This window comes from Aeromonas sp. QDB68 (assembly GCF_027707405.1).
GTDB lineage: Bacteria > Pseudomonadota > Gammaproteobacteria > Enterobacterales > Aeromonadaceae > Aeromonas > Aeromonas caviae.
Window position 1 is genome coordinate 1 of record NZ_JAPCIQ010000219.1, and the last position, 1,032, is coordinate 1,032.

The 1,032-nt window shown below is 58.6% G+C and carries 1 protein-coding gene; it reads right to left on the bottom strand.

Annotated features, from left to right (window positions below; all coding sequences use genetic code 11):
* Positions 1 to 2: 2 nt before the first annotated feature.
* Positions 3 to 965 (bottom strand): IS1595 family transposase, encoded by a 963-nt coding sequence (locus PG892_RS22320; protein WP_039039924.1) that lies wholly within the window; start codon positions 963 to 965, stop codon positions 3 to 5.
* Positions 966 to 1,032: the final 67 nt, after the last annotated feature.

Genomic DNA, 1,032 nt, shown 5'->3' on the forward strand with positions numbered 1-1,032 from the left:
GGCTATGTCCCAATTACGTGTTGCATGGGGCGCCCCAGCGCCTCATGCAAGCAACGTGGTACATTCACTTCCCGCCCGTAGCGCTCCAACATCCTTCGCCAACCCAGATAATTTCTCAGATAGTGGGTCGCTACCCCATGGAACCGCTCCATCCACTCTTTCAACCGACGGTGATATCCGTTTACATGCTGGATATGGTACGCGCCAACCACACGCTCGCCTTGGCGATTGCGCACGACCTGATGGGTCACTCCCTGCGCTTTGCTGAAACTGGCATACACCCCGGCGCCGTCGCTACACAACACCGCATCTGACGAGACAAGGGGTGTCAAAACAGCTATCACCGTCTCGGCATTCATTTTCTCCAACTGAAAATCCGCATGGTGACCAGCCCGGTCCTGAACCACCATCACCGGGATGTAATCCGGCCCTGTGCCTCGGGTACGGCCTTTGCCCCCACGGTGGCGGGCCGGGCGGGGCAAACCACGTTGCCCTTTAAACGACTCCAAGAAGAAGGTCTCATCAACCTCGACGATACCCCCTTCCCGTGCCGCCTGGTGACTCGCCATGGCTTTCAGGAAGCGGTGACGCCACAAGAAGGCGGTGTTTTTACAGACTCCGCAGCGGACGGCAGCCTGTCGGACGGTCAGACCGTCGATGAGGGCCTGGGCGTAGTCTTCCCAGCATTGTGCCTTGCGAAGTCGAGCCAGAGGCGTCTTGGTGAGAACGGAACTGGTGCGCAGACACTGCTTGCAGCGATAACGACGCAGCCCTCGACTCCAACCCCAGGGAGCCAACTGCGTAGCCTCGGCCTGACAGTGAGGGCAACATCGACAAGCGGGGAGTTGAGCGGCCAGCGAGGTGATTGGGTGAGGGGTAGTGAGTTCATGTTGCGCGAGGCGACGCTGGCGCATGGTGAGCTGTGGAAAGAGAGACAGTAGATGTTGAAAGGCTTGGGTATCCATGATGGAGGCCCTCAGGGTGATGACCTACTTCAAGGTTAGCCTTTCAACATGTAATTGGGACAGCGCC

Coding starts and splice junctions, on each gene's coding strand:
- PG892_RS22320 (WP_039039924.1), bottom strand. CDS start 965: ATGGATACCCAAGCCTTTCAACATCTACTGTCTCTCTTTCCACAGCTC.